The sequence below is a fragment of the Streptomyces canus genome, from assembly GCF_030816965.1.
GTDB lineage: Bacteria > Actinomycetota > Actinomycetes > Streptomycetales > Streptomycetaceae > Streptomyces > Streptomyces canus_E.
The window spans coordinates 3,372,410-3,391,724 of sequence record NZ_JAUSYQ010000002.1 but is presented as its reverse complement, the minus strand read 5'-3'; the positions used below and the strand labels follow the sequence as shown (position 1 = coordinate 3,391,724).

Genomic DNA, 19,315 nt, shown 5'->3' with positions numbered 1-19,315 from the left:
TCAGAATGTAATGCAGAGTTGAGAAACACAAGGGGGTGCGCATGACCGGACGGAGTCAGACCGGCGCCGGAGATCTGCTCGAACTGGTCCGCAGCGGGCGAGCCGTCACGCGCGGGGCGCTCCAGCAGGCCACCGGACTGTCCCGGGCGACCGTCGGCCAGCGCCTCGACCGGCTCTTCCGCGCGGGCTGGCTGCGCGAGGGCGCCGGGGGCCCCGTCGACTCGCCGCTGGGCGGCCGCCCCTCCATCACCCTGGAGTTCGACGACGCCCATGCCGTCGTCCTCGCCGCCGACCTGGAGACCCGGCACGCGCGCGCGTGCGTGCTGTCGCTGACCGGCGAGATCCTCGCCGAGCACAGCGGCACCCTGGTGATCGAGGACGGCCCGGACGCCGTGCTCGGCGAGCTGGGCCGCTGGTTCGCCGAGCTGCTGGAGAAGGCGGGGCACCGCGCGGAGGAGGTCTGCGGGATCGGGCTCGCCGTGCCGGGCCCGGTCGACCTGGAAAGCGGCCGGGTGGTCCAGCCGCCGATCATGCCCGGCTGGGACGGTTACGACATAAGAGGCCGCCTGGCCGGAGCCTTCACCGAGCACACCGGGACCGGTCCGGTACCCGTGCTCGTCGACAACGACGCCAACCTCATGGCGTACGGCGAACAGCGCACGGCCTACCCCGACTGCTCGGCGTTCGTGCTGGTCAAGGTCTCGACGGGCATCGGCGCCGGAGTCGTGGTCGACGGCTCGGTCTACCGGGGCATCGACGGCGGCGCGGGCGACCTGGGCCACATCCGGGTGCCGGCGGGCGCGGAGGCGCTGTGCCGCTGCGGGTCCTACGGCTGCCTCGCCGCCGTGGCGAGCGGTGGTGCCGTGGCGCGGCGGCTGGCGGCGGCCGGGGTGCCGGCTGCCTCGGGATCGGATGTGCGGGACCTGCTCGCGTCCGGGCATCCGGAGGCGGCGGCGCTCGCACGTGATGCGGGCCGGCAGGTCGGGGACGTGCTGGCGACCGTCGTGACCCTGCTGAACCCCGGGGTTCTGATGATCGCCGGAGATCTGGCAGGTACTCCCTTCCTCACGGGTGTACGGGAACTGCTGTACCAGCGGGCGCTGCCCCGCTCCACCGCCCGGCTGGAGGTCGTGACCTCGCGGCTGGGGGATCGGGCCGGGCTGATCGGGGCGGGTGCGCTGGTCGTGGAGCATCTGTACGCGCCCGAGCGGATCGAGGAGAGGTTGCTGGCCATGGGCGTATGACGCCCGTGTTTCCGCCTCCGTTTCCGTCCGGATGCCCGTCCGCATGGTGAAATCCGGCTCCCTGTGGCAGCGTGATTCTCGCCACCCTTGAGAAGGGTGCCGCTCGGATGAGCGGATCTTGGGCGACTGCACTTCTCCAAGGGGTGGCACTGAGTGCCACCCCTTGATCGTTCATCGATCGAAATCAGGCGTGCGAATAGCCGCTCGGATGAGCGGTTAGGAGGGTCAGCAGAAGTTGTCGCGTTCAAGAAGTGAAAACATCCGCCGCGTGTCGCTTGCCAAGCTTTGACTTTCGATCCGCTGGCGGACGACTGGTTACGGGCGTATGACGCCCGAGCAGACGTACCCAGACGCCTTCGATCTGGGTATGTTCCTCGCCGTCAGGGCAGCCACCGCGTCCTCGAGGGAGTCGAGACCCGTGTCGGAAAACAAAGAACCCCACGTAGCCAAGTTCGTCTACGACTTCACCGAGGGAAACAAGGACCTCAAGGACCTCCTGGGTGGCAAGGGCGCGAACCTCGCCGAGATGACCAACCTGGGACTCCCCGTTCCCCCCGGCTTCACCATCACGACGGAAGCCTGCAAGGTCTACCTGGACAGCGGTGAGGAGCCCGCGGCACTGCGTGACGAGGTGAGTGCGCACCTCGACGCGCTGGAGCAGCGCATGGGCAAGAAGCTCGGCCAGGCCGACGACCCGCTGCTCGTCTCGGTGCGCTCCGGCGCGAAGTTCTCGATGCCGGGAATGATGGACACGGTCCTGAACATCGGTCTCTCCGACAAGTCGGTCCAGGGGCTCGCCAAGCAGGCCGGCGACGACCGTTTCGCCTGGGACTCCTACCGACGGCTCATCCAGATGTTCGGCAAGACCGTCCTCGGCGTCGACGGCGACCTCTTCGAGGAGGCCCTCGAGAAGGCCAAGGAGGCCAAGAAGGTCACGGTCGACACCGACCTGGAGGCCGCCGACCTGAAGAAGCTCGTCACCGCCTTCAAGAAGATCGTCAAGAAGGAGGCGGGCCGGGACTTCCCGCAGGACCCGCGCGAGCAGATGGACCTCGCCATCCACGCGGTCTTCGACTCCTGGAACACCGACCGCGCCAAGCTCTACCGCCGTCAGGAGCGCATCCCCGGCGACCTGGGCACCGCGGTCAACGTCTGTTCGATGGTCTTCGGCAACCTCGGCCCCGACTCCGGCACCGGTGTCGCGTTCACCCGTGACCCGGCCTCCGGTCACCAGGGCGTCTACGGCGACTACCTCCAGAACGCCCAGGGCGAGGACGTCGTCGCGGGCATCCGCAACACCGTCCCGCTCGCGGAGCTGGAGCAGATCGACAAGAAGTCGTACGACCAGCTGATGCAGATCATGGAGACGCTGGAGAACCACTACAAGGACCTCTGCGACATCGAGTTCACCATCGAGCGCGGTCAGCTGTGGATGCTCCAGACCCGGGTCGGCAAGCGCACGGCGGGTGCGGCCTTCCGCATCGCGACCCAGCTGGTGGACCAGGGCCTGATCGACGAGGCGGAGGCGCTCCAGCGCGTCACCGGCGCCCAGCTCGCCCAGCTGATGTTCCCGCGCTTCGACGAGAACACCAAGGTCGCGCAGGTCGGCCGGGGCATCGCGGCCTCGCCGGGCGCCGCCGTCGGCAAGGCGGTCTTCGACTCGTACACCGCGGTGAAGTGGTCGCGTTCGGGCGAGAAGGTCATCCTGGTCCGCCGTGAGACCAACCCGGACGACCTGGACGGCATGATCGCGGCCGAGGGCATCCTGACCTCGCGCGGCGGCAAGACCTCCCACGCGGCCGTGGTCGCGCGCGGCATGGGCAAGACCTGTGTCTGTGGCGCGGAGGAGCTCGAGGTCGACACCAAGCGGCGCCGGATGACGGTGCCGGGCGGACACGTCGTCGAGGAAGGCGACCTGATCTCCATCGACGGCTCGTCGGGCAAGGTCTACCTGGGCGAGGTCCCGGTCGTGCCGTCGCCGGTCGTCGAGTACTTCGAGGGCCGGATGCACGCGGGTGCCAACGACGCCGACGAGCTGGTCGAGGCCGTGCACCGGATCATGGCGTTCGCCGACCGCAAGCGGCGCCTGCGGGTGCGGGCCAACGCGGACAACGCCGAGGACGCGCTGCGCGCCCGTCGCTTCGGCGCCCAGGGCATCGGCCTCTGCCGTACCGAGCACATGTTCCTCGGTGACCGCCGCGAGCTGGTCGAGCGGCTGATCCTGGCCGACACGGAGGCCGAGCGCGAGGAGTCGCTGAAGGCGCTGCTCCCGCTGCAGAAGCAGGACTTCGTGGAGCTGTTCTCGGCGATGGACGGGCTGCCGGTGACGGTACGGCTGCTGGACCCGCCGCTGCACGAGTTCCTGCCCGACATCACCGAACTGTCGGTCCGTGTGGCGTTGGCGGAGTCCCGTCAGGAGCCGCACGAGAACGAACTGCGGCTGCTCCAGGCCGTGCACCGGCTGCACGAGCAGAACCCCATGCTCGGCCTGCGCGGAGTGCGCCTCGGCCTGGTCATCCCCGGCCTGTTCACCATGCAGGTCCGCGCGATCGCGGAAGCGGCGGCCGAACGCAAGAACGCCAAGGGTGACCCGCGCGCGGAGATCATGATCCCGCTGGTGGGCACGGTCCAGGAGCTGGAGATCGTCCGCGAGGAGGCCGACCAGGTCGTCGCGGAGGTCGAGGCGGCGACGGGTGTGGACCTGAAGCTGTCGATCGGCACGATGATCGAGCTCCCGCGCGCCGCGCTGACCGCCGGTCAGATCGCGGAGGCCGCGGAGTTCTTCTCCTTCGGCACGAACGACCTCACCCAGACGGTGTGGGGCTTCAGCCGGGACGACGTGGAGGCGAGCTTCTTCACGGCCTACCTGGAGAAGGGCATCTTCGGCGTCTCCCCGTTCGAGACGATCGACAAGGACGGCGTGGGCTCCCTGGTGAAGCTGGCCGCCGAGGCGGGCCGCAAGACCCGCCCCGACCTCAAGCTCGGCGTCTGCGGTGAGCACGGCGGCGACCCGGAGTCGGTCCACTTCTTCCACGAGGTGGGTCTGGACTACGTCTCCTGCTCCCCGTTCCGCATCCCGGTGGCTCGCCTGGAGGCGGGGCGCGCGGCGATCACGGCGAACGGCAGCGACCACCGGTAGGCCCCTGACGGCCCCTGACGGCCCTGGAGCCCCGGATCCGCCGCCCGTCCCCGACCCTCACCCGATGGGCGGCGGCTCCGGATCACGAAGAAGGGGCGGGAACCCTGTGCGGGGGTCCCGCCCCTTCTCTCCTTCCTCGCGTCCTCAGGTTCCTCGTGCGCGCGGCTCAGCGCACGGCGCGGCGACTGCGCGCCGTGGCCACCAGCGTGCCGCCGGTGAGCAGGAAGGCCGAGCCCGCGGCGGCGAGGTACACGGTGCTGTCGCCCCCGCCACCGGTCTCGGCGAGGTCCGTGCCCTTCGCGCGGGTGTCCTCGGCCGCTGCCGCCGCCTGGTCGTCGTGGGCCCTGAAGTCCGCGGGCGGCCGGTCGCAGGCGATGCCGTCGCCGTCCCGGTCGAGATACGGCCGTCGTAGTGCTCGTCGCCCTCCCGCCGCCGCGTCAGTGGACCCGTTCCTGCCGTGCCTCGGTCGCGTCACGGAACGCGGCCAGCGCGGCCCGGCGCCGGCGCAGATCCGCGATGTCGGTGTCCATCCGGTCCAGGTAGGCGGCCATCGTCCGCAGCACCTCGGGGCACGGGTCGATCCCCGGCCCGGCGTCGGTGGCGCACGGCAGCATCTCGTGGATGGCATCGGTGCTCAGCCCCGCCGCCAGCATGCCCCGGATGCGCGCCACGACATGCGGGGCGTCGGGTGCGTAGACGCGGTACCCGCTGCTGTCGCGCCCTGGGCACAGCAGGCCCTGCTCCTCGTAGTACCGCAGCAGCCGATGCGGTACGCCGGTCCGCCGCGACAGCTCGCCTATCAGCACTGATTCTCCTCACCGCACTCGGGACTTGACCCTCACACCGATGTGATGGGTCAACGTACGGGGCATGCGCGATTCATCCCTCTCCCTTCCTTCTCTCGCCACCACCGTCACGGGCACCGGCCCGGCGCTGCTACTGGCCCATGGCGCCACCGGCAGCATCGAAGGCAACTTCGCGCCGGTGCTGCCCGCTCTCGCCGCCGCACACACCGTCGTCGCCCCGGACTACCCGGGCTCGGGCAGGACCCCGGCTGCCGACGCCCCGTGGGACCTCGACGCGCTCACGGACGCGGTCGTCGACTCCGCCGTACGGCGTGGCGTCGAGCGGTTCGCGCTGCTCGGGTTCTCGCTCGGCACGCAGGTGGCGGTGCGTGCCGCCGTACGTCATCCCGAGCGGGTGACGGCGCTCGTGCTGACCGCCGGGTTCGCCCGGCCCGACGACCATCTGCTCGGCCTCCTGCCCGGCTGGCGGGCCGAGGAGCCGCCCGCCCTCCGCCCGCACCTCGACCTGATCCCGTTCCTCGACGTCACCGCCGACCTGTCCGAGGTCGGTGTCCCCACACTCGTCATAGCGACGACCGCCGACAGTCTGGTTCTGCCCGAGGGTTCCCATGCCCTGGCCGCCGGGATCCGGGGTGCGCGGTACACGGAGATCGACAGTGATCACGTGGTCATGGTCGAGCGGCCGCAAGAGTGGCTGGAGCAGGTCCTCGGCTTTCTCCGCTCCCTGCCGTCGTCGTCCTCGGACGGGGAGGCCGGGAAGGCCGGGAAGGCCGGGAAGGTCCGGGAGGGGGAGTGAAGCTCCAGGTCGTCCTCCCCAACGAGACCGCGGACACCGACCCGCGCCGGCTCGTCGACCTGGCGCGGCGGGCCGAGGACCTCGGCTACGACACGGCATGGCTGCCCGACCACGTCCTACCGCCCGGTGAGTACGGCCCGGTGTACGGAGGCGTCCTCGAACCGCTGGTGACCTTGGGCTGGCTGGCGGCCGCGACCAGCCGGATCCGGCTCGGCACCTCCGTGCTCGTCCTGCCCCTGCGCAGCCCCTTCGTGGTGGCCAAACAGGTCGCGACCCTCCACGCACTGTCCGGCGGCAGGATCACCCTGGGCGTGGGGATCGGCTGGGACACACGGGAGTTCACCGCCGTAGGCGCCGACTTCGGCAGCCGGGCGGCCCGTACGGACGAGGCGATCGCCCTGCTGCGGCACCTGTTCCGGGTCGGCCGGGGGCCCTTCGAGGGGCGCTGGTACGGCTTCGACACGGGCGTCTTCGAGCCGCGACCCCGCGGTGCGGTGCCGGTGATGACCGGCGGTGTCTCCGACGCGGCCCTGCGGCGGGCGGCCCGGTACGCCGACGTCTGGCAGGGCGTGGGCCTGGACCCCATGGCGTTCGGCGAACGACTGGCCCGCTTACGGGCCCGTACAGGTGACCGCACCGTCTCCCCGGGCACCCGGCTCGACTGGTCCGCCCCGGATCGTACGGCCGACGACGCGGCCCGCACCGCCGAGGCGTTCCGGGCCGCCGGGGCGGAGCATCTGGCGGTGCACTTCGGCGCTCCGGACACGTACGCCGACCGCATGACCGACTTCGCCCGGGCGGCCCGTCACTCCGTGGGCTGAGGGTGCGCCCGGCCGTCAACTGTCGCAGGCCACCCCGTCGTTGTCCCGGTCCAGGTGGGAGGCGTACCCCGGCTCACCGCGGTGGATCGGGGCGGCGCCGGCGGCGCGGGCCTCGGAGCAGTTGGCGTAGTAGACGCTGTCGGAGCCCGTGTCGGACCCGGAGTCCGTGTCGGCCTCGGCCTGTGCCGTGACCGTCCTGGTGGCCTTGACCGTCTTCGTGGCGGTCACCGTGACCGCGGGTTCCGGCTCCGGGGTCGCCGTGGTGGTCGCCGTCGCCGTCGCGGTCACGGTCACCGTCGGCTGCGCCTTGGCGGCGGCCGGCTTCGCGTCGTCCGCCGTCTTGTCCGGGTCGCCGGCGCCCATGCCGACGCCGAGGAAGAGTCCGAGCGCGAGAGCCGGCAGAACGTACCGCTTCCGGGCCCACCTGGGGGCGGGCCGGGAAGCGGGCGGCGGCGCCGGCTGCCACTGCGGTGCGGGCTGGGTGTTGTACGGGTTGGCCATGTCGTCCCCCTGAAGGTGTTACGTGAGGGGATGACCGTATTGCCGATGTGTCGATTGTGGAGGTGAAGTGTTCATTCCGTGACCATTGCATGGCGCATGGTGTGCGGGACGGATTACATCCGGTGCGCCGCGCTCGTAGGGTGGATCCCACGCCGTCTGTGGAGGGAGCCCGGTCATGTCAGGCTGGAGTGCCGAGGACATCCCCGGTCAGAGCGGACGCGTGGCCGTCGTCACCGGGGCCAACAGCGGCATCGGGTACGTCACCGCGCGGGAACTCGCCCGCCGGGGCGCCCGCGTGGTGCTCGCCTGCCGCAGCGAGGCGCGCGGAGCCGAGGCCCGGGACCAGCTGGTCGGCGAAGTCCCGGGAGCGGAGGCGGAGTTGGCCCAGCTGGACCTCGGGGATCTGGCCTCCGTAAGGGAGTTCGCGGCCGCGTACCCCTACGACCGCCTCGACCTGCTGATCAACAACGCGGGCGTGATGGCACTGCCGTACGGCACCACGGCGGACGGCTTCGAGACCCAGTTCGGCACGAACCACCTTGGCCACTTCGCGCTGACCGGTCTGCTGCTGCCCACGCTTCTCGGGACACCCGCCGCACGCGTCGTGACCGTCTCCAGCACGATGCACGCGCTGGCCAACATCGACATCGACGACCTCAACAGCGAGCGCCGCTACCGCCGTTGGGTCGCCTACGCCCGCTCCAAGACCGCCAACCTCCTCTTCGTCCACGAACTCGCCCGCAGGCTGGCGGCCCACGGCTCGGACGTGGTCGCGGCGGCGGCGCACCCGGGGTACGCGGCCACCAACCTCCAGACGGCGGGCCCGAGGATGGCAGGCCGCAGGGCGGCGGAACGCTTCATGCGGGTCGGCAACCGTTTCTTCGCCCAGTCCGCCGACGCCGGCGCCCTCCCCACCCTCTACGCGGCCACCGCCCCCGACGTAGCGCCCGACTCCTTCACGGGCCCGTCCCTGGCAGGGTGGCGCGGTTCCCCGGCCCCCTCCTGGCGGGCCCCGTGGACCCGCGACGACCGGGCGTCCTCGCGCCTTTGGGCCGCCTCGGAGGAGCTCACGGGGGTGGCGTACGACGCCCTGAAGGTCTGAGCCCTCTGAGCCCCCTCAGTCCTTCCGCCCCGTCACCGCCACCGTCACACCGAGGCCGATCATGGTCAGTCCGCCGACCCCGCCCACCAGGGACAGGCGGCGCGGCGAGCGGGCGAACCAGCCCCGCGCGGTCGCCGCGACCAGCCCCCAGACGGCGTCGGAGACCAGCGCGATGACGTTGAACACCAGCCCGAGCAGCAGCATCTGCGCGGCCACATGGTCCTGGCCGCGGTCCACGAACTGCGGCAGTACGGCGGCGAAGAACACGATGGTCTTGGGGTTGGTCACGCCGACCGCGAACCCCTCCCAGAACGTCCGCAGACCGCCGTGCCCCGCCGCCGCAGCCGTCACGTCCTCGGCGAACGCCGCGCGCAGCGACCCGCGCCCGCGCCACGCCTTGACGCCCAGGTACACGAGGTAGGCGGCACCGGCGAGCTTGAGCGTGGTGAAGACCAGGACCGAGCGCTCCACGATCGAGCCGACCCCGAACGCGACGGCCAGGACCAGCACATAGGCGCCGACCGTGTTCCCCGCCACGGTGGTCAGGGCGGCACGCCGTCCCTGGGCGAGCGCCCGGCCGATCACGAACAGCACGCTGGGTCCGGGGACCACGATCAGCAGGAACGACATGGCCGCGAAGGCGAGAAGACGGTCGGTGGGCACCATGTCGCCCATGCAAGCACGGGGGACTTTCGCTCTCCAGCCGATTTTCGCCAGCCGATCTCCGCCCAGCCCATCTCCGACGGCCGACTTTCGCCAGTGGATTTTCAGGCCGTCGCGCCGCTGTCCACCACCAGGTCGGTGCCCACCACCGAGGAGGCGTCGTCCGAGGCCAGGTACAGGACGGCGGCGGCGATCTCGGACGTGGTCGAGACACGGCCCAGGGGGAGGACGGCCTTCGCACGCTCGGCGCGGTCCGCCTCCGTCTCGCCGGGGCGCAGGGACATGGGCGTGTCCACCGCGCCGGGGCTGACGGCGTTGATGCGGACACCGTCGTGGATGTGGTCCAGGGCCGCGCCCCGGGTGAGGGCGGAGACGGCCGCCTTGGTGGCGGCGTACGCGGCGGCGCCGGGCGCGCGGGTGTGGGCGCCGAAGGTGGAGGCGATGTTGACGATCGCGCCGCCGGAGGGCTGCGAGCGCATCTGGCGGATCTCGGCCCGGAGCGCCAGGAACATCCCGGTGAGGTTGATGTCGAGCTGCTCCTGCCAGTCCGCCGACGACAGTTCGGCCAGGGGCTGCCCGCCCCGGAACACCCCCGCGTTGTTGACGGCCACGTCGAGCGAGCCGAAGCGGTCCACGGCGGCGTGCACAACTGCCTGGATCTCGGCGTCCCGCGCGACGTCCCCGGTCACCATGAGTGCCTTGCCGCCCGTCTCCTCGATCAGCCGGACCGTTTCCGTCAGCGGCTCCCGCCCGCGTCCGGCGACGACCACCTGCGCACCCTCCGCGGCGAACGCCAGGGCGATGGCTCGGCCGATTCCCGAGCCCGCGCCGGTGACGAGAGCGGTCCTGCCGATGAAGCGCGTCATGATCTCCCCTGATTCTTGACCGACTTGTTCATGACCGACTTGTTCATGGCCGACTTGTTCATGACCCTTATTCTTGACCGATCGGTTCAGTATGGCGGCAAAAAAGGGGCGCCACCCGCGCTGAAAGGGTTCAGTCGAGCAGTGCCAATGCCTGTTCCGCCGCGTCCCGCACCCGGGCCGGGTCCGCCGACGCCTTGCCGACGACACGCAGCCCCTGGAGCAGTACCAGCAACATCCTCGCGAGGGTCAACGGGTCGCGGTCCGCCGGCAGTTCGCCCTGCGCCTGCGCGCGGGCCAGCGCCGAGTGCAGCACGGTCTCCAACTGGTCCCAGTTGCGCTCGACGTGTCGCGCGGCCGCCGGGTCGTGCGGGGCCAGTTCGGCCGCCGCGTTGGTGACCATGCAACCGTTACGGCGCAGTTGTTCGTCGGCGGCCTCCGTGGCGTACCGCCGTACGACCCTTCGCACGGCCGGCAGAGCGGGCCCCGGTTGGGACAGCTCCCGCACGATCGGCGGGAGTCCTGCCCTGTCGTAGCGGTCCAGCGCCCTCAGATACAGCTCGTGCTTGCTGCCGAAGGTGGCGTAGATGCTGGCCCGCCCGATACCGAGGTGCTCCACGAGGTCGGACATCGACGTCGCCTCGTAGCCGCGCCGCCAGAACAGCTCCAGAGCTGCCTGCAGCGCGGTCTCGGGATCGAACTCCTTGGTCCTGGCCACGTGTCGCAGCCTAGACTTATCGAGAACGGTCGGTCAAGAAAGGTTTCTACGCCGCCCGCACCGCATATGTCGTGATCCGCACCGACTCGTCGTCCAGGCACTGCCCGGTCTCCAGGTCGAAGCGCTGCTTCAGCAGTGGCGAGGCCACGAACGGCCGTCCCTGGTGGGTGCCGGTCAGGCCGCGGGAGAGGACCGCCGCGCCGCCGAAGGGGTCGCGGTTGTCGATGGCGTACAGGTTGCCGGCGCGGTCGCGGAACAGGGCGGCCTGGCGGCCGTCGGGCAGCAGGGCCGCCACGCCCCGGCCGGGGAGCAGCCGGGCCAGCTCGCAGACCGCGAACCAGTCGTCGTTCAGCTGGATTTCGACCTTCAGGTCGGTGGTCTCGGGTGCCAGGGTCATCGCTGGGCGCTTCCTTCCAGGGGGCGGTGGCCGATGGTCAGCAGCGGCAGGTCGGGCTTGATCTGGTCGCGCTCGGGGACGAAGCCGACGACCGGGTCGGGGGTGTCGGGGGCGTTCACGAAGGACACGAACCGGGCGAGCTTCTCGGGGTCGTTGATGGTGGTCGCCCACTCGTCGGCGTAGTGCGCCACGTGGGCCGTCATCAGGGACTCCAGCTCCTCGCAGATGCCGAGGGAGTCCTCCACGACCACGTCACGGACGTGGTCCAGGCCGCCGGGGATGCGCTCCAGCCAGGTCGAGGTGCGCTCCAGACGGTCCGCGGTGCGGATGTAGAACATCAGGAACCGGTCGATCAGCCTGATCAGTTCGGCGTCCGAGAGGTCCTGGGCCAGCAGGTCCGCGTGGCGGGGGGTCGCGCCGCCGTTGCCGCCGACGTACAGGTTCCAGCCGTTGGAGGTGGCGATGACGCCGAAGTCCTTCGACTGGGCCTCCGCGCACTCACGGGCGCAGCCGGACACCGCCGACTTCAGCTTGTGCGGCGACCTCAGGCCCCGGTAGCGCAGCTCCAGGTCGATCGCCATGCGGACCGAGTCCTGGACGCCGTAGCGGCACCAGGTCTGGCCGACGCAGGACTTCACCGTGCGCAGGGACTTGCCGTAGGCGTGGCCGGACTCGAAGCCGGCGTCCACCAACCGGGTCCAGATCAGTGGGAGTTGCTCGACGCGGGCGCCGAACATGTCGATCCGCTGACCACCGGTGATCTTCGTGTAGAGGCCGAAGTCGCGGGCGATCTCACCGATCACGATGAGGCCCTCCGGGGTGATCTCACCGCCGGGGATGCGCGGGACGACCGAGTAGGAGCCGTTCTTCTGGATGTTGGCGAGGAAGTGGTCGTTGGAGTCCTGCAGGGACGCCTGCTCGCCGTCCAGGACATAGCCGCTCGCGCCGATGGTCGGGGCGAGGGAGGCGATGATCGAGCCGACCGCCGGCTTGCAGATCTCGCAGCCGTCGCCGCCCTTGGCACCGTCGCGGCCGTAGCGGTCCAGGAGGTCCTGGTAGGTGTTGATGCGCAGGGCGAGGACGATCTCGTAGAGCTCCTCGCGGGTCTGCGAGAAGCAGCCGCACAGGCCCTTGTCGACCTCGACGCCGGACGCCTCCAGCTCGGCGGTGACCAGCTGGCCGAGCACCTTGACGCAACTGCCGCAGGTCGTACCGGCCTTGGTGCACTTCTTCACCTCGGGCACGGTCGTGCACTGGTGGTCGGTGACCGCGGCGCGGATCGTGCCCTTGCGGACGTTGTTGCAGGAACAGATGATCGCGTCGTCCGGCAGCGCGGTCGGGCCGAGCTGGACGGACTCCCCGGCACCGGCGGGCAGCACCAGCGACTCGGGCTTGACCGGCGGGACCGAACCGGTGAACGCCTTCAGGGTGCCGTACGCCTCCGCGTCGCCGACCAGGATGCCGCCGAGCAGCGTGCCGTCGCGGCCGATGACGAGCTTCTTGTACAGGCCCGCACGCGAGTCGGAGTAGACGACGTCGAGGCAGTCCGCGGTCGCGCCGTGCGCGTCACCGAAGGAGGCGACGTCCACGCCGAGCAGCTTCAGCTTGGTGGACAGGTCCGCGCCGAGGAAGGCGGCCTCGTCGGAGGCGATGGTCGCGGCGGCCGTCTCGGCCTGCTCGTAACCGGGGGCCACCAGGCCGTACACCCGGCCGTCGGAGGCCAGCGCGCACTCGCCGATCGCGAAGACGTGCGGGTCGGCGACCGTACGGCACTGCTCGTCGACCGCGATGCCGCCGCGCTCGCCGACCGTCAGACCGCAGTCACGGGCCAGCTGGTCGCGGGGGCGGACACCGGCGGAGAACACCACCAGGTCGGTGGCGAGTTCGCTGCCGTCGGAGAGCTTCATGCCGGTGACGGCACCGGCCTCGTCGACCACGATCTCCTGCGTGCCCACCCCGGTGTGGACGCTCAGACCCATCTCCTCGATGGTGCGCAGCAGCGCCGCGCCACCGCCCTCGTCGACCTGCACCGGCATCAGCCGCGGCGCGAACTCCACGATGTGGGAGGTCAGTCCGAGCCCCTTCAGCGCGCCGGCCGCCTCCAGACCGAGCAGACCGCCGCCGACCACGGCACCGGTGGTGCGGGTCTTCGCGTACTCCTCGATGGCGAGCAGGTCCTCGATCGTGCGGTAGACGAAACAGCCCTGGGCGTCCTTGTTGGGGACCGGCGGCACGAACGGGTAGGAGCCGGTGGCGAGGACGAGGGTCTCGTACTCGAAGACCTGCCCGGACTTCGCGGTGACCTTCTTCGCCTCGCGGTCGACAGCGACGGCGGGGTCGCCGATGTACAGCTCGATGCCGTGCGTCTCGATGAACTCCATGTCCGTCACGGAGAGGTCCTCGGGCGTCTTGCCCGAGAAGTACGAGGTGAGCGCGACGCGGTCGTACGCGGGACGCGGCTCCTCGCACAGCACGACCACGCGGTGGGTGGCGGTCATGCCGCGCTCGGCGAGTGCTTCGAGGAAGCGCTGGCCGACCATGCCGTGGCCGACGAGCACGATCGTGGGGGTGGGCCCCGGGGTGGCGGTCATCTCAGGAGCCTCCATCGTTGGTGAGCAGGTGGAGCAGCGGGCCGCCGTCGGAGGGGAGCGGCTCTGCTCCCTCCCAGGCGCGGGCGAGCGCGCCGACGGTGCCGAGTTCGCCGACGAGGACCCCGCCGACCAGGCGGTCGTCGCGGACGACGACCTTGCGATAGGTGCCGCGGGTGGCGTCCGCGAGCTGGACGACGTCGTCGCCCGGGAGCGCCTCGGTCTCGCCGAACGCCGCCAGATCGAAGGCGGTCTGGCCGGGCAGCGTGAGCCGGGTCAGAGAACGGGTGCCGGTGTAGCGGGCGTTCACCCGACCGGCCAGCAACTCGGCGAGCACATCGGCCTGTTCCAGGGCCGGGGTGGCGAGGCCGTAGACATTGCCGTCGTGCTGGGCGCAGTCGCCGATGGCGTGGATGTACGGGTCGGACGTGCGCAGTTCGTCGTCGACGACGACTCCCTTGCGGACCTGAAGGCCGGCGGTCTGCGCGAGACCGACACGGGGATGGACCCCGCAGGCCAGGACCACGATCTCGGCGTCGAGGGCGTATCCGTCGGCCATCTCGACCGAGCGGACCGCGCCGCCGACGCAGCGCACGTCACGGACGCGCAGATCGGTGTGGACCTCGACGCCGAGGTCTGCGAGGTGGCGCCGGACCAGCTTGGACGCGCTCGGGTCGAGCTGGCGCTCCATCAGCCGCTCGGACTGCTGGGCCAGCATGACCTGGGCGCCCCGCTGGGCGAGCGCGCGGGCCGCCGAGACCCCGAGGAGTCCGCCGCCGATCACGACCGCCTTCACTCCCGGCCGGACCGCCTTGGACAGACCCAGGCAGTCGTCCATGGTGCGGAAGGCGTGGACGCCCTCCGGCAGCACATGGTCGGGGGTGAACAGACCGCGCAGCGGCGGCAGTACGGGGTTCGAGCCGGTGGCCAGAACCAGCCGGTCGTATGCGATCTTCGAACCGTCCGCGCACTCGACGGTCCGCGCCTTGCGGTCGATGCCCACGACCCGGGCGCGGGTCAGCGCGGCCGGTGCCGGAAGCGCGATGACGTCCGGGGTGTACCGTCCCGCCAGCACCTCGGCGAGGAGCACCCGGTTGTACGGGCGGTGCTCCTCCTCGCCGACGAGCGTCACGGGCGTGCCGAGCTCTCCGAGCCGCCGGGCGAGCCGGACGCCCGCGAGCCCGGCGCCGATCACCACCACACGCGTATTCGAGGTCATGTCTAGGAGCGTGCGTTGCGGGTGTTACCCGACCGCATCACGTCTGTTTCCCGCGAGGAACGCTGCGCTCAGCAGGTGCCGGGGGCGGATGTGAGGGTTCGGGGTCGGCGGCTGGTGCGCGCTGTGAGGAAGGGGCGCGGTGCGGGCGTCGGTGCCGGTGAGGGCGTACGGCGTGGTCTACGACCCGTCCTCCGTCAGCCCCCTGGGCAGCGCCCCGGTTCCGCCGCCGTGTGACGGTACGCACGTTCCGCCGCCGCGATACGCGGTCCAGGGTGCCGCCGGGGGTCCCTTAAGGTCGCGATCATGCCCGACATATCACTGGCCGTGATCGTCGTCCTGTGCGTCGCAGCCCTCGCCGCAGGCTGGATCGATGCCGTGGTCGGCGGCGGAGGGCTCCTTCTGCTGCCGGTCCTGCTGCTCGGCCTGCCGGCCGGCACCCCGGCGGCGTACGCGCTCGGCACCAACAAGGCGGTCGCCATCGTCGGCACCTCGGGCGCCGCCGTGACATACGCCCGCAGGGCTCCCGTCGACGTACGGCTGGCCGTCCGCGTCGGGGTCGCCGCCGTCGCCGGGTCCTCGGCCGGCGCCTTCCTCGCGGCGGGGATGAGCACGGAGGTGCTCAAGCCGCTGATCATGGTCGTACTGCTCGGTGTCGCCGCCTTCGTCATCCTGCGGCCCGCCTTCGGTACCGCCCCCGCGACCGGGCCGGCCACCCGCCGCCAGATCCTCGCCGCGATCGGTCTCGCGGGCCTCGGCATCGGCTTCTACGACGGTCTGATCGGCCCCGGCACCGGCACGTTCCTGGTCCTCACCCTCACCGCCGTCCTCCACCTCGACCTGGTGACCGCCTCCGCCACCGCCAAGATCGTCAACTGCTGTACCAACGCGGGCGCACTGGCGATGTTCGCCTTGCAGGGCACCGTCCTGTGGCGGCTCGCCGCTCTGATGGCCCTCTTCAACCTCGCGGGCGGCATGCTGGGCGCGCACACCGCGCTGAAGAAGGGCAGCGGGTTCGTACGGGTCGTCCTGCTGACGGTCGTGTTCGCGCTGGTCGCGAATATTGCGTACGAACAGTGGCTCGCCTGACTTACCGTGACGCCGTGATAACTCAGGTGATCGTGCTCAACGGCGGTTCCAGCTCGGGCAAGTCCGGGATCGTGCGCTGTCTGCAGGCGGTCCTGCCGGACCCGTGGCTGGCCTTCGGGATCGACGGGTTCGTCGAGTCGATGCCCGCCTCGCTCCAGTCCTCCGGCACGGGCATCGAGTTCGCGGCGGACGGCGGAGTGAGCGTGGGCGAGGAGTTCACGCGGCTGGAGGCGGCCTGGCGGGCCGGGGTCGCCGCGACGGCCTGGGCGGGTGCCCGGGTGATCGTCGACGACGTGTTCCTGGGCGGCGCGCACTCGCAGGAACGGTGGCGCAAGTCGCTGGACGGACTGGACGTGCTGTGGGTCGGCGTCCGGTGCGACGCGGAGGTGGCCGCGGGGCGGGAGATCGTCCGGGGCGACCGGTCGCGGGGGATGGCCGAGAAGCAGGCGGAACTCGTCCACCAGGGCGTGGTCTACGACATCGTGGTCGACACCACCCACACCGAGGCCCTGGACTGCGCGCGCGCCATCGCCGAGGCGGTCGTCAGCGGCTCCCCGTGAGGTGCGCGAAGACCACCACGTTCCCCCGGTAACCGGTCGAGCGTGAGTAGCCCCCGCCGCAGGTGATCACCCGCAGCTCTGGCCTGCTCGCGGACCCGTACACCTTCTCGTCGGGGAAGTCCTTCGCTTCGTACACCTCGACCGCGTCCACCGTGAACAGCGCGACGCTTCCGTCGCGCCGGTCCACCTCGATCGCGCTGCCCTTACGGAGGGCGCCGAGGTCGTAGAAGACGGCGGGTCCTTCGGCGTTGTCGACATGCCCGGCGACGATCGCGGTGCCCGTCTCGCCCGGGGTGGTGCCGGCCTCGTACCAGCCGGCGAGGTTCTTCCTGCCGGCCGGCGGGACGGCGAGGCTGCCGCTCCGGGTGAGGGCGAGGCCCATCAGCGGCGCGTCCACGCCGATCGCGGGGATGCGCACGCGGTCCGGCGGGGACGGCGGCAGCGCGGGCGCCGCGGCCCGGCGGGTGTCCACACCCGAAACCCGCCCGGCGTGCGCCTGGGCCGCGGACGGCTGCGGCGGGGCGTGTGTCTCGGCGCCGCTGCGCAGCAGCCAGGCGCCGGTGCCCAGGGCCACCACGGTGACGCCCGCTATGACGGTGTTGCCGAAGCTGCGGTTGCGCACAGGAGCCTCCTCCTCGACGGCCTGCCCGTCCCCCTCCGGGCCGCGAGGGGCATCGGACCCGGAGGGGGAGGGGACATGCGGTACCGGCGGACGGACAGCGGAGGGTGTCCGTCAGATCCCGTCGCCTCTCGCCCGGCGATGCAGGAGCCAGGTACCGCCCGCGGCGGCGACGGCGAGAGCCGCCACACCGGCCGCGGTCTGCACGGGATCGGGGCCCAGAGCGCCACCGACCCCCGTCTTCACACTTCCTCTGGGATGCACCGGCTGACGCTGCGAGGTCAGCGTGACCACCAGGTCACCGGTCACCCGCCGGCCGCCCCCCGCACAGGTCGCGGCGATCTCGTACGTCCCCGGCTGCGCGCTCGGCGGCACCCGGAACTGTCCGATCGCGTCACCCTCGTGCGTGCTGGGCGCCAGCGTGAAGGAGTCCGCGCCCACCGCGCTGGCGTCCCCCAGCGCCGTCCCGCCGTCCCCGCACGCGGTCGTGTTCACCGTGACCTGACCGCCCGGCAGCGCGGACGACGGGAACACCTCGAGACCGTCCGAGTCCCCCGCGTACGCGGGCGCACAGACGAGACCCGCGGCGACGACGAGCGCGCTGCCGGTCAGCAGCCGGGCGGTGGGGCGCATGATGCTCCTTCGAGCTCTCGAGGGGATCCCTGTGCCTTCGAGGTAAGTGGCAGTGGGCCGAGCCCGCTTCCTGAGAGTTCGTCACAAATGTGGTGAATGGGTGTCAGATCGCTGCGCCCCGGACCGGTTCGGGCGGAGTTTCAGCAGGTCATCGCCGTACGGCGGGCGGGTCGCCGATGAGAACCCGAAGAGTGCGCGGCGCGCGTGTGAACGGGTGACCCGTCGCCCGTGATCCGCGCTTGACCTCAACCTTGGTCGAGGTATCAGGCTGTCCCTCATGCAGACAGACACCGCTCCCCTCCACGTCGCCCTGGTCATCGGCAGCAACCGCCACGGCCGCTTCGGCCCCGTCGTCGCCGACTGGCTCCTCGACCACCTCCGCGACCGCGACGACCTGCTCCCCGAGATCGTGGACGTGGCCGAGACCGACCTGCCCATGACCATGGCGCCGAGCCCCGAGACGACCGCCGCCCTCGCCTCGGTGACCCCGAAACTCGCGTCGGCGGACGCCTTCGTGGTCCTCACCCCCGAGTACAACCACTCGTACCCGGCCGGCCTGAAGAACCTGATCGACTGGCACTTCACGGAGTGGCAGGCCAAGCCGGTGGCCCTCGTCTCGTACGGCGGCATCTCGGGCGGCCTGCGCGCGGTGGAACACCTGCGCCAGGTCTTCGCCGAACTCCACGCGGTGACGGTCAGGGACACGGTGAGCTTCCACAACGCCGGGGGTTCCTTCGCCGACGGTCGCCTGAAGGATCCGTCGGGTCCGGACGCCGCGGCGAAGACGATGCTGGACCAGCTGGTGTGGTGGGGACAGGTGCTGCGGGAGGGGAGGGCCGCCATGCCGTACGGAGGGTGAACGGCCGGCGGCCGGGGATGTCGCGCCTGGCCCCCGTATCGACGCTACGGTGAGGTGATGGGCATGGAACAGCGCATCACCCTGATCACGCTGGGCGTCTGGGACCTGGCCCGTTCCAAGGTCTTCTACGAGGCTTTGGGCTGGCGGGGCCAGGAGGTCGCGGAGACCGTCTTCTTCCAGGCCGGGGGGCTGGGTCTGGTCCTGTGGAGCCGGGAGAAACTGGCGGCGGACTGCGGCCTCGAACCGGGCCCGGCGTACGGCTTCGGCGGTATCGCCCTCGCCCACAACGTCCGTTCGCAGGCGGAGGTCGACGCCCTCCTCGCGAAGGTGGCGGAGGCGGGTGGCACCGTCACCAAACCGGCCGCGGTGAACGAGATCGGCTTCTACTCCAGTGCCTTCACGGACCCGGACGGCCATGCCTGGGAGGTGGCGTACAACCCGGGCTTCCCCCTGGCGGAGGACGGCACGCTCACGCTTCCGGACTTCGGCTGAGCGCCCGCCGGCTTTGCCGCGGGGCCGCGGTGGGGCGTCGATCGCCCGCAGGGCCGTCGCGGCGGGCAGCGCCTGAGTGGCGGAGTCCTTTTCGCTTTCGTGCCCGCCCGGCGGAGGCCTTGCTGCTCCCGGGTCGGCCCCGTGGTGAGCGCCGTACCGCGCTACCGAATACGGCGGTCGCGTGCCGGCCCAGGCGAGCCCCGCGCCCT

At 71.3% G+C, this 19,315-nt stretch carries 20 protein-coding genes; 9 read left to right on the top strand and 11 right to left on the bottom strand.

The window, feature by feature from the left end:
• Positions 1-41: 41 nt before the first annotated feature.
• Together QF027_RS16475 and ppdK are read left to right on the top strand one after the other, a co-directional pair.
• Positions 42-1,244 carry an ROK family transcriptional regulator gene (locus QF027_RS16475; RefSeq protein WP_307075346.1) on the top strand — a complete coding sequence of 401 codons (1,203 nt, stop codon included), beginning with the start codon at positions 42-44 and terminating at the stop codon, positions 1,242-1,244.
• A 418-nt stretch (positions 1,245-1,662) separates the two neighbouring features.
• The gene (gene ppdK / locus QF027_RS16470; RefSeq protein ID WP_306981538.1) at positions 1,663-4,383 is read left to right on the top strand and encodes a pyruvate, phosphate dikinase; all 2,721 of its coding nucleotides are present in this window, start codon (positions 1,663-1,665) and stop codon (positions 4,381-4,383) included.
• Between the two features lie 166 nt (positions 4,384-4,549).
• Here the strand turns inward: ppdK and QF027_RS16465 are convergent, their stop codons facing one another.
• On the bottom strand, positions 4,550-4,858 hold the full coding sequence (locus QF027_RS16465) for an excalibur calcium-binding domain-containing protein (RefSeq protein ID WP_307075344.1): 309 nt from the start codon (positions 4,856-4,858) through the stop codon (positions 4,550-4,552).
• Positions 4,821-5,189, bottom strand: a complete 369-nt coding sequence (locus QF027_RS16460; protein ID WP_306981546.1) for a MerR family transcriptional regulator — start codon at positions 5,187-5,189, stop codon at positions 4,821-4,823. Before QF027_RS16460 ends, QF027_RS16465 begins: the two co-directional genes overlap by 38 nt.
• A 64-nt stretch (positions 5,190-5,253) precedes the next feature.
• Here QF027_RS16460 and QF027_RS16455 point away from each other — a divergent pair, with 64 nt between their 5' ends.
• On the top strand, positions 5,254-5,985 hold the full coding sequence (locus tag QF027_RS16455; RefSeq protein WP_307075342.1) for an alpha/beta fold hydrolase: 732 nt from the start codon (positions 5,254-5,256) through the stop codon (positions 5,983-5,985).
• Entirely contained in the window at positions 5,982-6,806 is an 825-nt protein-coding gene (locus QF027_RS16450; protein WP_306981551.1) for a TIGR03619 family F420-dependent LLM class oxidoreductase, read from the top strand. The genes QF027_RS16455 and QF027_RS16450 overlap by 4 nt, the downstream gene beginning before the upstream one ends.
• Before the next feature lie 15 nt (positions 6,807-6,821).
• Here the strand turns inward: QF027_RS16450 and QF027_RS16445 are convergent, their stop codons facing one another.
• Entirely contained in the window at positions 6,822-7,307 is a 486-nt protein-coding gene (locus tag QF027_RS16445) for an excalibur calcium-binding domain-containing protein (RefSeq protein WP_307075340.1), read from the bottom strand.
• A gap of 175 nt (positions 7,308-7,482) precedes the next feature.
• Between QF027_RS16445 and QF027_RS16440 the strand changes: the two genes are divergently transcribed.
• Entirely contained in the window at positions 7,483-8,409 is a 927-nt protein-coding gene (locus tag QF027_RS16440) for an oxidoreductase (protein WP_307075338.1), read from the top strand.
• A 15-nt stretch (positions 8,410-8,424) separates the two neighbouring features.
• Here the strand turns inward: QF027_RS16440 and QF027_RS16435 are convergent, their stop codons facing one another.
• The 6 genes from QF027_RS16435 to QF027_RS16410 all read right to left on the bottom strand — a co-directional run bounded on the left by QF027_RS16435 (position 8,425) and on the right by QF027_RS16410 (position 14,857).
• On the bottom strand, positions 8,425-9,075 hold the full coding sequence (locus QF027_RS16435) for a LysE family translocator (RefSeq protein ID WP_307075336.1): 651 nt from the start codon (positions 9,073-9,075) through the stop codon (positions 8,425-8,427).
• Positions 9,076-9,176: 101 nt separating this feature from the next.
• On the bottom strand, positions 9,177-9,938 hold the full coding sequence (locus tag QF027_RS16430; protein ID WP_307075334.1) for an SDR family NAD(P)-dependent oxidoreductase: 762 nt from the start codon (positions 9,936-9,938) through the stop codon (positions 9,177-9,179).
• Between the two features lie 130 nt (positions 9,939-10,068).
• Positions 10,069-10,653, bottom strand: coding sequence for a TetR/AcrR family transcriptional regulator (locus tag QF027_RS16425; RefSeq protein ID WP_307075332.1), 585 nt, complete (start codon positions 10,651-10,653; stop codon positions 10,069-10,071).
• Positions 10,654-10,699: 46 nt separating this feature from the next.
• Positions 10,700-11,050: a nitrite reductase small subunit NirD gene (gene nirD, locus QF027_RS16420; protein WP_306981565.1), complete on the bottom strand. Its 351-nt coding sequence runs from the start codon at positions 11,048-11,050 to the stop codon at positions 10,700-10,702.
• Positions 11,047-13,641 (bottom strand): nitrite reductase large subunit NirB, encoded by a 2,595-nt coding sequence (gene nirB, locus QF027_RS16415; RefSeq protein WP_307075330.1) that lies wholly within the window; start codon positions 13,639-13,641, stop codon positions 11,047-11,049. Before nirB ends, nirD begins: the two co-directional genes overlap by 4 nt.
• A gap of 1 nt (position 13,642) precedes the next feature.
• A complete protein-coding gene (locus QF027_RS16410) occupies positions 13,643-14,857 on the bottom strand; it encodes an NAD(P)/FAD-dependent oxidoreductase (RefSeq protein WP_307075328.1) in 1,215 nt (404 codons plus the stop codon).
• A gap of 303 nt (positions 14,858-15,160) precedes the next feature.
• On the opposite strand from QF027_RS16410, the gene QF027_RS16405 reads away from it, so the two are divergent.
• Complete coding sequence (locus tag QF027_RS16405; protein ID WP_307075326.1) at positions 15,161-15,943, top strand: sulfite exporter TauE/SafE family protein; 783 nt, start codon at positions 15,161-15,163, stop codon at positions 15,941-15,943.
• A gap of 14 nt (positions 15,944-15,957) precedes the next feature.
• Positions 15,958-16,503, top strand: a complete 546-nt coding sequence (gene cpt, locus QF027_RS16400) for a chloramphenicol phosphotransferase CPT (RefSeq protein ID WP_307075324.1) — start codon at positions 15,958-15,960, stop codon at positions 16,501-16,503.
• Here the strand turns inward: cpt and QF027_RS16395 are convergent.
• Complete coding sequence (locus QF027_RS16395; RefSeq protein ID WP_307075322.1) at positions 16,487-17,125, bottom strand: class F sortase; 639 nt, start codon at positions 17,123-17,125, stop codon at positions 16,487-16,489. The two genes, cpt and QF027_RS16395, sit on opposite strands and share 17 nt — an antisense overlap.
• Before the next feature lie 111 nt (positions 17,126-17,236).
• Positions 17,237-17,755: a hypothetical protein gene (locus tag QF027_RS16390; RefSeq protein ID WP_307075320.1), complete on the bottom strand. Its 519-nt coding sequence runs from the start codon at positions 17,753-17,755 to the stop codon at positions 17,237-17,239.
• A 277-nt stretch (positions 17,756-18,032) separates the two neighbouring features.
• Between QF027_RS16390 and QF027_RS16385 the strand changes: the two genes are divergently transcribed.
• Both QF027_RS16385 and QF027_RS16380 read left to right on the top strand, forming a co-directional pair.
• A complete protein-coding gene (locus QF027_RS16385; RefSeq protein ID WP_307075318.1) occupies positions 18,033-18,614 on the top strand; it encodes an NADPH-dependent FMN reductase in 582 nt (193 codons plus the stop codon).
• A 63-nt stretch (positions 18,615-18,677) separates the two neighbouring features.
• Positions 18,678-19,106 carry a VOC family protein gene (locus tag QF027_RS16380; RefSeq protein WP_307075316.1) on the top strand — a complete coding sequence of 143 codons (429 nt, stop codon included), beginning with the start codon at positions 18,678-18,680 and terminating at the stop codon, positions 19,104-19,106.
• The last annotated feature ends 209 nt before the right edge of the window (positions 19,107-19,315 follow it).

Bases quoted from the DNA above. Each gene is read 5' to 3' on its own strand.
- QF027_RS16475 (WP_307075346.1), top strand. From the start codon at position 42: ATGACCGGACGGAGTCAGACCGGCGCCGGAGATCTGCTCGAACTGGTC.
- QF027_RS16455 (WP_307075342.1), top strand. From the start codon at position 5,254: ATGCGCGATTCATCCCTCTCCCTTCCTTCTCTCGCCACCACCGTCACG.
- QF027_RS16445 (WP_307075340.1), bottom strand. From the start codon at position 7,307: ATGGCCAACCCGTACAACACCCAGCCCGCACCGCAGTGGCAGCCGGCG.
- QF027_RS16440 (WP_307075338.1), top strand. From the start codon at position 7,483: ATGTCAGGCTGGAGTGCCGAGGACATCCCCGGTCAGAGCGGACGCGTG.
- QF027_RS16435 (WP_307075336.1), bottom strand. From the start codon at position 9,075: ATGGTGCCCACCGACCGTCTTCTCGCCTTCGCGGCCATGTCGTTCCTG.
- QF027_RS16430 (WP_307075334.1), bottom strand. From the start codon at position 9,938: ATGACGCGCTTCATCGGCAGGACCGCTCTCGTCACCGGCGCGGGCTCG.
- nirD (WP_306981565.1), bottom strand. From the start codon at position 11,050: ATGACCCTGGCACCCGAGACCACCGACCTGAAGGTCGAAATCCAGCTG.
- nirB (WP_307075330.1), bottom strand. From the start codon at position 13,641: ATGACCGCCACCCCGGGGCCCACCCCCACGATCGTGCTCGTCGGCCAC.
- QF027_RS16410 (WP_307075328.1), bottom strand. From the start codon at position 14,857: ATGACCTCGAATACGCGTGTGGTGGTGATCGGCGCCGGGCTCGCGGGC.
- QF027_RS16405 (WP_307075326.1), top strand. From the start codon at position 15,161: ATGCCCGACATATCACTGGCCGTGATCGTCGTCCTGTGCGTCGCAGCC.
- QF027_RS16390 (WP_307075320.1), bottom strand. From the start codon at position 17,755: ATGCGCCCCACCGCCCGGCTGCTGACCGGCAGCGCGCTCGTCGTCGCC.
- QF027_RS16385 (WP_307075318.1), top strand. From the start codon at position 18,033: ATGCAGACAGACACCGCTCCCCTCCACGTCGCCCTGGTCATCGGCAGC.
- QF027_RS16380 (WP_307075316.1), top strand. From the start codon at position 18,678: ATGGAACAGCGCATCACCCTGATCACGCTGGGCGTCTGGGACCTGGCC.